Below are 11203 nucleotides of genomic sequence, written 5' to 3'. Positions count from 1 at the left end.
TTGGTCACGCCTGCAACCAGTACGACCTTTTCCTCATGGACACCGCCGAGCAGGATCACTGCGCGGCCGAGTTTGTTTTTCAGCTGATCGACCAGCGCCAGCAGCGCCTTGCCGTCCTGACCATCCAGACGGGCGGCCAACACCTTCACATCCTTGACGTCCACCGCCGAGGCCGACAGATCGTCGCCCGCAGCGCTGGCAGCCTTGGCTTGTAACTGCTCGAGTTGTTTCTCCAGCAGACGGTTGCGCTCCAGTACCGCCGAGAGCTTGTCGATCAGGTTGTCGCGGCTGCCCTTGACCAGGCTGGCCGCTTCCTTGAGTTGTTCTTCCGCCGCGTTCAAGTAGGCCAGCGCCGCAGCACCGGTGACTGCCTCGATACGACGCACGCCCGATGCCACACCACCTTCGCTGATGATTTTCAGCAGGCCGATGTCGCCGGTACGGTTGGCGTGGATACCGCCGCACAGTTCGACCGAGAAGTCGCCCATGCTCAGCACGCGCACGCTGTCGCCATACTTCTCGCCGAACAGCGCCATGGCGCCTTTGTTCTTCGCGGTTTCGATGTCGGTTTCTTCGGTTTCAACGGCGGAGTTCTTGCGAATCTCGGCGTTGACAATGTCTTCCAGCTGCTTGATCTGTTCTGGCTTGATCGCTTCGAAGTGGCTGAAGTCGAAACGCAGGCGCTGACTGTCGACCAACGAGCCCTTCTGCTGCACGTGTTCGCCCAGTACCTGACGCAACGCAGCGTGGAGCAAGTGAGTGGCCGAGTGGTTCAGCGCGGTGGCGTGACGCACTTCGGCGTCGACGAGGGTATCCACTGGCGCGCCAATGGTCAGGCTGCCCGAGGCCAGCACACCGTGGTGCAGGAATGCGCCGCCGGTCTTGGTGGTGTCACGCACGTCGAAGCGGCTGTTGCCGGCCTGAATGAAACCGCAGTCACCGATCTGGCCACCGGACTCAGCGTAGAACGGCGTCTGGTTGAGCACGATCACGCCTTCCTGACCTTCGCTCAATACGTCGACCGACTGACCGTCCTTATAGATCGCGACGATTTTTGCCGAGCCGCTGGTGGCGGCGTAACCGGTGAACTCGGTGGCCACGTCAACCTTGACCAAGGTGTTGTAGTCCAGACCGAACGAGCTGGCCGAACGCGCGCGGACACGCTGCGCTTCCATCTCGCGTTCGAAGCCGGCTTCGTCGACGGTCAGGCCGCGTTCGCGGGCGATGTCGGCGGTCAGGTCCATCGGGAAACCGTAGGTGTCGTAGAGTTTGAACACTACGTCGCCCGGCACCACTGTGCCTTTGAGCTCGGCCAGATCCTGCTCGAGAATCTTCAGGCCGTGCTCCAGAGTCTTGGAGAACTGCTCTTCTTCGGCCTTGAGCACGCGCTCAATGTTGCTCTGCTGCTTCTTCAGTTCCGGGAACGCTTCGCCCATCTCGGCAACCAGCGCCGCGACGATCTTGTAGAAGAAACTGCCGGTGGCGCCGAGCTTGTTGCCGTGACGGCAGGCGCGACGGATGATCCGGCGCAGCACGTAACCGCGACCTTCGTTGGACGGCAGCACGCCGTCAGCGATCAGGAAACCGCAGGAACGGATGTGGTCGGACACGACTTTGAGCGACGACTGATCGCCGTTTTCGCAGCCGATCGCTTCGGCCGAAGCCTTCAGCAGGTTCTTGAACAGGTCGATGTCGTAGTTGGAATTGACGTGCTGCATCACCGCACTGATCCGCTCCAGGCCCATGCCGGTGTCCACCGACGGCGCTGGCAACGGATGCAACACGCCATCGGCGGTGCGGTTGAACTGCATGAAGACGTTGTTCCAGATCTCGATGTAGCGGTCACCATCTTCTTCCGGCGAACCCGGCGGGCCGCCCCAGATGTGCTCGCCGTGATCGTAGAAAATCTCGGTGCACGGGCCGCACGGGCCGGTGTCGCCCATGGTCCAGAAGTTGTCGGATGCGTACGGCGCGCCTTTGTTGTCGCCGATGCGAATCATGCGCTCGGCCGGCACACCGATTTTCTGTGTCCAGATGTCATACGCTTCGTCGTCGGTGGCGTAGACGGTGACCCAGAGCTTTTCCTTTGGCAGCTTGAGCACGCCGGTGAGGAAGGTCCAGGCGAAGGTGATCGCGTCGTGCTTGAAATAATCGCCGAAGCTGAAGTTACCGAGCATTTCGAAGAACGTGTGGTGACGGGCGGTATAACCGACGTTTTCCAGGTCACTGTTCTTGCCGCCGGCGCGCACGCATTTCTGGCTGCTGGTGGCACGGGTGTACGCACGTTTTTCCTGGCCCAGGAAGCAGTCCTTGAACTGGTTCATCCCCGCGTTGGTGAACAGCAGGGTTGGGTCGTTGCCCGGAATCAAAGAGCTGGAGGCTACACGGGTGTGGCCTTGCTCTTCGAAGAAGCGAAGGAAGGCTTCACGGATTTCTGCGCTTTTCATTAGGTTCTTCCACGGAGGCTGCGGCCAAAGGCCTGTTCGAAACGTCGTGAGACGAAGCGACGGCAAAGGGCCGCATTATATCGGCCCTGCGCGCGGGGTACAGCGTGTTTATACGATAGAAACGGTCAATTGGACGGCTAACGCGGTCACTGGCGTGAAAACTCGACGAATGTCGCGATCACTTGCTCGATTTGCGCGCGGCTGACGTCCATGTGCGTGACCATGCGCAAGCGCGCAGCGGCGCTGAGCTTGATCCCCCGTTCGCCGGCAAAGGCCTTGAGCGCTTCTGCCTTGTCGCCCATTTGCACATAAACCATGTTGGTTTGCACCGGTTCCACGACGAAACCGGCCTCACGCAAACCCTCGGCGAGCAACTGGGCGTTGGCGTGGTCATCCGCCAGCCGTTCAACATGATGATCCAGCGCGTACAGGCCAGCCGCGGCCAGCAACCCAGCCTGACGCATGCCGCCGCCAACCATTTTGCGCAAACGCCGCGCCTTGCCGATCAACTGTTCGGAGCCGCACAGCACCGAACCGACCGGCGCGCCGAGGCCTTTGGACAGGCACACCGACACCGAATCGAAGTGCTGGGTGATCTCCCGGGCATCGACGCCGAGCTTGACCGCCGCGTTGTACAACCGCGCGCCGTCGAGGTGCAGTTGCAAGCCGTGCTCTTGAGTAAAGCGTCGGGCGCGCGCCAGATATTCCAGCGGCAAGACTTTGCCCTGCATGGTGTTTTCCAGCGCCAGCAAACGCGTGCGGGCGAAATGGAAATCGTCCGGTTTGATCGCGGCAGCAACCTGATCCAGATCCAGTGAACCGTCGGCCTGCACTTCCAGCGGCTGCGGCTGAATCGAACCGAGCACCGCCGCCCCGCCACCTTCGTACTTATAGGTGTGCGCCTGCTGACCGACGATGTACTCGTCGCCCCGCTCGCAGTGCGCCATCAGGCCGAGCAGGTTGCTCATGGTCCCGGTCGGCACGAACAGCGCCGCCGCGAACCCCAGGCGACTCGCCAGTTCAGCCTCCAGTCGATTGACCGTCGGATCTTCGCCATACACATCGTCACCGGTATCGGCTGCGGTCATCGCCTCGAGCATGGCGGGAGTCGGTTGGGTGACGGTGTCGCTGCGAAGATCGATAACGCTCATGAACCTGGCCTCTGGTCAGATGGGGAAAGCCCTTTGTGAAGTGGGATTACTGCGGTCATGGCGCGGATTAATCAAGCCTTGAAGAAGGAAAAATCACCGTCCTCAGGAAAAAGCACAATCCATGTGGGAGCGAGCCTGCTCGCGAAAGAGCAGTAACAGGCAGCATATTCGTTGAATGTGAAGCCGCTTTCGCGAGCAAGCTCGCTCCCACAGGTTCTGTGCAGGACCGAAAAATATGTGTTACAAACTGCGCGCTGCCCGAGATTGGGCGGCACAAACGTTCTCAGGGCGGGGTGCAATTCCCCACCGGCGGTAATTGCGAGCAATGCGCATAGCCCGCGAGCGCTTGGCGCTGCACACGACTTGAGTCGGGTGCGTCGGCAAGGTCAGCAGACCCGGTGTGATTCCGGGGCCGACGGTCATAGTCCGGATGAAGAGAGAACGGGATTGAAGCCAAAGGGCCGTCCGCGTGCATTCGTGCGTGCGCTCGTACCCTTGCATCCCTTTCGATTCATAACGCCCTGTTTTTCACACAAACAGGAGTCAGAACATGCAACCCACCGCTATCGACAGCAAAAGCAAACACCCACAGGGCGGGCGCGTCGCGTTCATCCAGGCCTGCTGGCACAAGGAAATCGTCGACCAGAGCCGTAAAGGCTTCATCGCCGAAATGCTGGTGCAGGGTTATCAGGAATCGGACATCGATTTCTTTGAAGTCGGCGGCGCCTTTGAAATGCCGCTGCACGCCAAGCTGCTGGCCAAGTCCGGCCGCTACGCCGGCATCGTTGCCGCCGCCCTGGTGGTCGACGGCGGCATCTACCGTCACGAGTTCGTTGCGCAATCGGTGGTCAGTGGCCTGATGCAGGTGCAACTGGAAACCGAAGTGCCGGTGTTCTCGGTGTCGCTGACCCCGCATCACTTCCATTCGGGTGAAGAGCATCAGAAATTTTTCTTCGAACACTTTGTGCACAAGGGTCAGGAAGCGGCGCGGACTTGCGCCGATACGTTGCAGAAGATTCGGGCATTGCGCCGCACCGAGCCGCAGGCTGTAGCGGTCTGATTCTTACATGATCGTTCCCACGCTCTGCGTGGGAATGCCTCAATGGGCGCTCTGCGTCCGCTGTTGGGACGCGGAGCGTCCCGGGCTGCATTCCCACGCGGAGCGTGGGAACGATCACAACCTGGGTCAGGCGAGATTTTCGTCAGTAGCCGGGACGATCAGGATGCCAGCGCGCAGGCCGTTCTTGACTTTGGGGTTGGGGAAAATGATCCGTGCGCCCTGCTCTTCGATCACCCAACGGGTATTGGCCAAGTCTTCGGCCAGCACATAACCCGGTTCGAGCTCGGAAAAGTTTTCGATGTCCGCCGGCAGGTTCAGGTGGAACGCATCGCTGTGCTTGATGATTTCCCGCGCCACGCTGAACAGCTGCAAGCCGTCCAGTCCCTCTTCCGTCTCCGGCTCAGTGCCTTCGATGATCTGCTTCAGACGGGTTTCCAGCAGTGAAACGTTAACGCCGTCGTTCTGCCCGAACGGTCGCGCCTTCCCCAGTTCCAGGGTGAAAGCCTCGGCATCGAGCTTGTCGTAGGTGTACGAACTGAACACGATCGACGGTTTGTTCTGCAACAGCACCGCCTCCATGCCGGCCGCGCGCAGGCGCGCAAGCTCACGACGGGAATGCTGGCGCCCCTCCTTCCACGGGTACAAGGCGAACTGTTCGATCTTCGAACCGCGAATCGCCGTGTGCAGGTCGTAGTGCAAACGCTGGCGCTCGGGCTTGCTGAAGAAACTCGCCGCCAGCCGTTCCAGCTCACAGGCGCGCAATGCTTCCGAGCCGCTGCTTTGTTCGTGGCGGCCGTTGAACAGCCGATTGACGTCCTGCTCGACGAAACGCTCGCCTTTGCGAATCGCTTCCGGGTTGCCGAACAGAAAAAGAATGCGTGCGCGCGGCTTCAAGTCGCCGCGAGCGATGTCGTGCAGCAGCCGATCGAGCAACTCGATCGGTGCGGTTTCGTTGCCATGGATGCCCGCCGACAGCAGCAGGTCCAGGCCATTGTCGCGCGCTTGCGGGGGCCGGACTTCCAGCGCCCCTTCGCTCAACCAGCGCATGCGCACGCCTTCGACAGTCAGTTGAGTCTTCTCCGCCGGTTCGCGGCCGGCGAGGGTCAGTTCAAGCAGTTTGCCGAGGGCGAGCATAGAGCGGTTTCCTTAATGGTCGTGGTTGCAATCCGGGCCGTGTACGTGATCCTCGTCAGCGCCGAGGTCAGCCGGTTCCATTTCCAGTTGCAGACTTACCAGATTAGTCGCCAATGGGCGCAGCAGCAGGTTGGCGTACTCTTCGTCACCTTCCTCGACGTCCACGCCGATCAGCAACTGGCCACGGCCGTCCTGCTGGATCCACAGCTCCTTGCCTTGCCACATGACCGCAACGCGGGTGCACGAGGTTTGCAATTGCGTGCCGTCGGTGTCTTCAAGGATCAGCTGCAGGGAATCGCTCATGTTTTTACTCTCTTGGGGTGACACGCCGCGCGCCACATTCAGGCAGCGCGCCGGCGATCAATTGATCTGGAAGGGATAAACCGCGCCCAGTTTAAGGATTTGCGTCAGTTCATCCAGTGCCGTCCGGCATTCAAGCAGCAACTGCGGATCCGCCAGATCGGTTTCGCTCAGACGGTCGCGGTAGTGCTTTTCAACCCATGCGGTCAACGAACCGTACAACGGAGCCGTCATGATAACCCCTGGATTGACGGCCGCCAGTTCGGTTTCATTCAGCGCCACGCGCAGACGCAGGCACGCCGGGCCGCCGCCATTCTGCATGCTTTGCTTGAGGTCGAAGACCTTCACTTCGCGGATCATTGCGCCGGAACTGGTCAGGCTTTGCAGATAAGCCCAGACACGCTCGTTGGCCTGGCATTCCTGCGGCACGATCAGCAGCATCGAGCCATCGGCACGCGACAGCAACTGGCTGTTGAACAGGTAGGAACGCACCGCGTCGTCGACGCTGACCGCCGAACGCGGCACGCAAACGGACTGGAAGTGGCCGCCGACCTTGGCCAGTTTGCCTTGCAGTTCGGCGAGCATCTTGTCGGTCTCAAGGAACGCGTCCTCGTGATAGAACAGCACTTCACCGTTGCCCACGGCGATCACGTCGTTATGAAACACGCCCTGATCGATCACATTGGGATTCTGCTGGGCATAGACAACGCCGTCTTCACGCAGACCGTGCAGGCGGGCCACGGCTTGCGAGGCTTCGAGGGTCTGGCGCGCCGGGTATTTCTGCGGCGCCGGGAAACGATTGTCGAATGCGCTGCGGCCGAACACGAAAAACTCGACGCCCGCCTCGCCATACTCACGGCAGAAACGTGTGTGGTTGGCCGCGCCTTCGTCGCCGAACTGCGCCACTGCCGGCAATGCCGCGTGATGGGCGAAGTGCTGTTGATTGGCGAACATCGCGCCGAGCACGCGGCTGGTGGTCGGGTGTTCGATGCTGCGGTGGTATTTGCAGTTGAGGTTGGCAGCAGTGAAATGCACGCGGCCGTCAGCGGTGTCGGCACTCGGGCTGACCGTGGCGGCGTTGGCTACCCACATGCTCGACGCCGAGCAACTGGCGACCAGCAGCGGCATCGCCTCTTTGGCGGCGCGCTCGATCACTTGCGCGTCCGTGCCGCTGAAGCCCAGACGGCGCAGCGCGGCCACGTCGGGACGTTCCTGCGGAGCCAGCACGCCTTGCTGAAAGCCCATGTCCATCAGCGCTTTCATCTTTGCCAGACCTTGCAGCGCCGCTTCCTTCGGGTTGGAGGATTGCTGACTGTTGCTCTGCGAGGCGACGTTGCCGTAGGACAGACCGCCGTAGTTATGGGTCGGCCCCACTAGACCGTCAAAATTGACTTCATAGGATTTCATCAGCGAGGCTCCACGAGAATCTGTTGTTATAGGCTTCAGTAACTATTCTTTGCGACCGAGGTGCGACGATTCGACCTGCTCGCGAATGGGCATCACGCCATTTTCACGCCGGGTGTCAGGGCGGCAGGCAACACCAGGCTCGGAGTTTCCAGCGACGCCACCGGGTACGCGCAATAATCCGCTGCGTAGTAGGCGCTGGCGCGGTGGTTGCCCGAGGCGCCGACGCCGCCGAACGGCGCGCTGCTCGCGGCGCCGGTCAGCTGCTTGTTCCAGTTGACGATGCCGGCGCGGCTTTCCAGCCAGAACTGCTGATAACGCGCTTCGGAATCCGAGAGCAAACCGGCGGCCAGCCCATAAGCGGTGTTGTTGGCCTCAGTGATCGCCGCAGCGAAATCGGTGTAGCGGATCACTTGCAGCAGCGGCCCGAACAGTTCTTCGTCCGGACGCTCGGCCACCGCCGTCACATCGACAATGCCCGGAGTCAGCAGCGCCGACTGCGCCTGTGGCTGAGTCATTTCCAGCAGCGAGACTGCGCCGTTGGTCAGCAGATGTTCCTGTGCATCCATCAGCGCTTTTGCCGCGCCAAGGGAAACCACCGAGCCCATGAACGGGGCAGGTTGTTGATCGAACGCGCCGACTTCGATGGTCGCGCTGACTTCCACCAGACGCTTGAGCAGGCTGTCACCCCACGCGCCTTGCGGCACCAGCAGACGGCGGGCACAGGTGCAGCGCTGGCCGGCGGAAATGAACGCCGACTGAATGATCGTGTACACCGCCGCGTCCAGATCAGCGACCTGATCGACCACCAGCGGGTTGTTGCCGCCCATCTCCAGCGCAAGAATCTTGTCCGGACGACCGGCGAATTGCTGGTGCAGATGGTTGCCGGTGCGGCTCGAACCGGTGAAGAACAGACCGTCGATCCCCGGGTTCGCTGCCAGGGCGATGCCGGTTTCCCGTGCGCCTTGCAGCAGGTTCAGCACGCCCGCCGGCAGGCCGGCTTCGATCCAGCACTTGACCGTCAGCTCGGCGACTTTCGGCGTCAGCTCGCTCGGCTTGAACAGTACGGTATTACCGGCCAGCAGCGCCGGAACGATATGACCGTTGGGCAGGTGACCGGGGAAGTTGTAAGGGCCAAACACCGCGACCACGCCGTGCGGCTTGTGGCGCAATACGGCGGTGGCGTCGCCCAGCGGGCCGCTCTTCTCGCCGGTCCGCTCGCGATAGCTTTGTACCGAGATGGCAATCTTGTTGACCATGCTGGTGACTTCGGTCGAGGCTTCCCACAGCGGCTTGCCGGTTTCCTCGCCGATGGTGCGGGCCAGTTCGTCAGCATGATTTTTCAGCGCCGCCGCAAAGGCTTCGAGCACGCTGATACGCTCATCGAGGGTACGACGTGCCCATTCAGGAAATGCCTGGCGAGCAGCCTGCACCGCCGATTCGACCTGCGCAGCAGTAGCGCCCTCCCCCGCCCACAGCACTTGCTGGGTCACCGGGTTCAGCGATTGGAAGGCTTCGCCCTGACCGGCCAGCCACTCACCTGCGATGTAAAGCGAATTCATTATTTCGACTCCCGTGCAGCGGACAGCGCCACGGCGCGAACCTGATCGCCGGCGCTGAGTTGAAGACGTTTGGCGGTCTGCGGATCGACCACCAGCGTGCCGGCGGCCAGACGCGCAGGCGCCGCGGTGATGCGGCAGTCTTCGCGTTTGCGGTTGTGGATGATGAACGGCGTGGCGTCATCGCCCGGCGTGCCGACCGCCAGCACGAGGGCTTCGCTGTCACGCACCGCGCGGATCTTGCCGGTTTCGCATTCGATGGCCGGGCCGGCGTCGAAGATATCGACGTAACCCTGATAACTGAAACCTTCGCTCTTGAGCATCGCCAGTGCCGGCTCGGTGTCCGGGTGAACCTGGCCGATGACATTGCGCGCATCCGGCGAGAGGAAGCAGGTGTATAGCGGGAATTTTGGCATCAGTTCGGCGATGAACGCCTTGTTGCCAACGCCGGTCAGGTAATCGGCCTGGCTGAATTCCATTTTGAAGAAGTGCCGGCCGAGGCTTTCCCAGAACGGCGAGCGCCCGGCGTCATCGGACACGCCGCGCATCTCGGCGATGATCTTGTTGCCGAACAGCTCCGGGAACTCGGCGATGAACAGCATGCGCGCCTTGGACAGCATCCGGCCGTTGAGACCGTTGCGGTAATCGGCGTGCAGGAACAGCGAGCACAGCTCGGAATTGCCGGTCAGGTCGTTGGCCAGAAACAGCGTCGGAATTTCGCGATAGATATTCAGCTCTTGCGAAGCGCTGACGGTCAGACCGACGCGGAAGTTGTACCAGGGCTCACGCAGGCCGACCGCACCGGCGATGGCGGAAATGCCCACCACACGGCCGTCATCGTCTTCGAGCACGAACAGATAGTCCGCATCACCGCGCCCGGCTTCGCCGCGAAAGGTCTTCTCGGCCCAGCCAACCCGGTGGGTCAGGCGCTCTTCGTTGGCCGGCAAGGTAGTCAGGCCGGTGCCGGTGCTGCGGGCCAGGTCGATCAGCGCGGATAAATCGCTGCTGCGTACGGGACGAACAATCATGCTATCTCCTCAAACGGGCCGCTCGCGCCACCCGTGAAACTCGCTAAGGCGTTAAACCGCCACCAGGCGCACGCTGGCACCTTCACCGACGCCCAGGGCTTCGGCCGCTTCCAGATCCAGCGTCACCGGTTTGCCCGGCGCATAATCCAGCTCGAGCAACACCGCGCGGTAATCCTGCAACTGCGCGTTGGCTACCAGGTACTGGCGTCCGGCGCCTTTGACCGGCTCGCCGATTTTCACCGGCACCACGCGGCTCTGGGCGATCGAACGGATTCCGGAAACCCGGGCGTGCAGGGTCGGGCCGCCGTCGAAGATGTCGATGTAGTGATCGGTCTCGAAGCCTTCGCGCATCAGGATGTCGAAGGTGATCTGCGCCCGTGGGTGCACCTGGCCCATCGCTTCTTGCGCGGAGTCGGGCAGCAGCGGCACATAGATCGGGTAATGCGGCATCAGCTCGGCGAGAAAGGTGCGGCTTTTCAGCCCGCACAGGCGCTCGGCTTCGGCGTAGTTGAGGTCGAAGAAGTTGCGCCCGATCGCATCCCAGAACGGCGAGTCACCGTTTTCATCGCTGTAACCGACGATCTCGGTCACCACCGAATCGGCGAAACGCTCCGGGTGGCTGGCCACGAACAGCAGGCGACCACGGGAATTGAGCTCGGCCCAGGGCGATCCGACCAGCTCGCGCTGCACGTAGAAGCTGGTCAGCAGGCTGTTGCCGGTCAGGTCGTGGCACTGCGAAAGCACGTGGATCTTGTTGTGGATCTTCAGCTCGCGGGAAGCGTGAACGAAGGTCTCGTTACGGAAGCTGTAGAACGGCTCAGAGTAACCGGCGGAAGCGACGATGGCCGAGCAGCCGACCAGTTTGCCGGTGGCGGAATCTTCGAGGACGAAGAAATAGCTTTCTTCACCGTTGAAGCTCACTTCGGCGGCAAACGACGCTTCGCTCGCGGCGATCTTGTCGCTCAGACGCTCCACGTCATCCGGCAAGGAAGTGACACCGATCGGGCTGTCCGCAGCCAGACGCTGTACCTCGCCCAGATCAGCCATTTGCGCGGGGCGCATCACCAGCATGGTGTCACTCCTTTCTCTCATAAAAATCACAGAAAAAAACCGGGCTCTG

Annotated in this window: 9 protein-coding genes and 1 riboswitch; of the genes, 1 reads left to right on the top strand and 8 read right to left on the bottom strand. The window is 61.6% G+C overall.

The features are described 5' to 3' along the window. The coding region (alaS, locus tag ACIGDJ_RS27010) for an alanine--tRNA ligase (RefSeq protein ID WP_397504666.1) at positions 1-2447 on the bottom strand (2447 nt) is incomplete at its 3' end. Between the two features lie 146 nt (positions 2448-2593). Further along, the gene (gene ltaE, locus ACIGDJ_RS27005) at positions 2594-3598 is read right to left on the bottom strand and encodes a low-specificity L-threonine aldolase (protein WP_397480079.1); all 1005 of its coding nucleotides are present in this window, start codon (positions 3596-3598) and stop codon (positions 2594-2596) included. Positions 3599-3873: 275 nt separating this feature from the next. Continuing rightward, positions 3874-4045, top strand: a riboswitch (FMN riboswitch). 103 nt (positions 4046-4148) lie between these two features. Here ltaE and ACIGDJ_RS27000 point away from each other — a divergent pair. After that, complete coding sequence (locus ACIGDJ_RS27000; RefSeq protein ID WP_101155936.1) at positions 4149-4658, top strand: 6,7-dimethyl-8-ribityllumazine synthase; 510 nt, start codon at positions 4149-4151, stop codon at positions 4656-4658. A gap of 126 nt (positions 4659-4784) precedes the next feature. On the opposite strand, the gene astE is transcribed toward ACIGDJ_RS27000, so the two are convergent. The 6 genes from astE to aruF all read right to left on the bottom strand — a co-directional run bounded on the left by astE (position 4785) and on the right by aruF (position 11154). Further along, positions 4785-5792 (bottom strand): succinylglutamate desuccinylase, encoded by a 1008-nt coding sequence (gene astE / locus ACIGDJ_RS26995; protein ID WP_397480078.1) that lies wholly within the window; start codon positions 5790-5792, stop codon positions 4785-4787. Positions 5793-5804: 12 nt separating this feature from the next. Continuing rightward, positions 5805-6095: a hypothetical protein gene (locus ACIGDJ_RS26990; protein ID WP_016773591.1), complete on the bottom strand. Its 291-nt coding sequence runs from the start codon at positions 6093-6095 to the stop codon at positions 5805-5807. Between the two features lie 57 nt (positions 6096-6152). After that, the gene (gene astB, locus ACIGDJ_RS26985; RefSeq protein ID WP_101155930.1) at positions 6153-7499 is read right to left on the bottom strand and encodes an N-succinylarginine dihydrolase; all 1347 of its coding nucleotides are present in this window, start codon (positions 7497-7499) and stop codon (positions 6153-6155) included. 92 nt (positions 7500-7591) lie between these two features. Continuing rightward, the gene (gene astD / locus ACIGDJ_RS26980) at positions 7592-9061 is read right to left on the bottom strand and encodes a succinylglutamate-semialdehyde dehydrogenase (RefSeq protein ID WP_397480082.1); all 1470 of its coding nucleotides are present in this window, start codon (positions 9059-9061) and stop codon (positions 7592-7594) included. Further along, positions 9058-10083: an arginine N-succinyltransferase gene (gene astA, locus ACIGDJ_RS26975; RefSeq protein ID WP_397480077.1), complete on the bottom strand. Its 1026-nt coding sequence runs from the start codon at positions 10081-10083 to the stop codon at positions 9058-9060. The genes astD and astA overlap by 4 nt, the downstream gene beginning before the upstream one ends. Positions 10084-10134: 51 nt before the next feature. Next, complete coding sequence (gene aruF, locus ACIGDJ_RS26970) at positions 10135-11154, bottom strand: arginine/ornithine succinyltransferase subunit alpha (RefSeq protein WP_059404897.1); 1020 nt, start codon at positions 11152-11154, stop codon at positions 10135-10137. Positions 11155-11203: the final 49 nt, after the last annotated feature.

Origin of the sequence: Pseudomonas sp. NPDC079367 (assembly GCF_044542195.1) — a bacterium.
In the GTDB taxonomy this organism is placed as follows: domain Bacteria; phylum Pseudomonadota; class Gammaproteobacteria; order Pseudomonadales; family Pseudomonadaceae; genus Aquipseudomonas.
This window is presented reverse-complemented; position numbering and strand designations above follow the sequence as displayed.

Coding starts and splice junctions, on each gene's coding strand:
- astB (WP_101155930.1), bottom strand. CDS start 7,499: ATGAAATCCTATGAAGTCAATTTTGACGGTCTAGTGGGGCCGACCCAT.
- ltaE (WP_397480079.1), bottom strand. CDS start 3,598: ATGAGCGTTATCGATCTTCGCAGCGACACCGTCACCCAACCGACTCCC.
- aruF (WP_059404897.1), bottom strand. CDS start 11,154: ATGCTGGTGATGCGCCCCGCGCAAATGGCTGATCTGGGCGAGGTACAG.
- astA (WP_397480077.1), bottom strand. CDS start 10,083: ATGATTGTTCGTCCCGTACGCAGCAGCGATTTATCCGCGCTGATCGAC.
- ACIGDJ_RS27000 (WP_101155936.1), top strand. CDS start 4,149: ATGCAACCCACCGCTATCGACAGCAAAAGCAAACACCCACAGGGCGGG.
- astE (WP_397480078.1), bottom strand. CDS start 5,792: ATGCTCGCCCTCGGCAAACTGCTTGAACTGACCCTCGCCGGCCGCGAA.
- ACIGDJ_RS26990 (WP_016773591.1), bottom strand. CDS start 6,095: ATGAGCGATTCCCTGCAGCTGATCCTTGAAGACACCGACGGCACGCAA.